Genomic DNA, 324 nt, shown 5'->3' on the forward strand with positions numbered 1-324 from the left:
TAAAGCGCTTATGACGACGACATTTAATGCCGTGTTGCTCTTTGATGCTTCTTACCATATACAGGCTAATGTTATGGCCTTGCTCGCTTAGATGAGCATGCAGTCGATCTGCGCCATAACGTTCTTTCGTTTCATTGTGAGCCGCTTTAACCAGTAATTCAGACTGGTTGCGATGTATCTGTTGGTCGCTGAGATCACGACTTAGCCAGTCGTAATAGCTTGATGGCTTAACCCTTAACACACGGCACATAGTGGTGATGCGAAAGAGGAACTGGTTGTCTTTGATAAAGGCGTACCTGACTAACTGTTTCTCGCGAAGTACGC

General features: G+C 45.7%; 1 protein-coding gene. It reads right to left on the bottom strand.

Annotated elements, in window-relative coordinates; genetic code table 11:
• A partial coding sequence (locus ACT3RN_RS16270) for an IS3 family transposase (RefSeq protein ID WP_444518896.1) occupies positions 1-324 on the bottom strand: 324 nt, incomplete at both ends.

It is taken from the genome of Psychrobacter sp. AOP5-GZ1-6 (assembly GCF_052376345.1).
In the GTDB taxonomy this organism is placed as follows: Bacteria; Pseudomonadota; Gammaproteobacteria; order Pseudomonadales; family Moraxellaceae; genus Psychrobacter.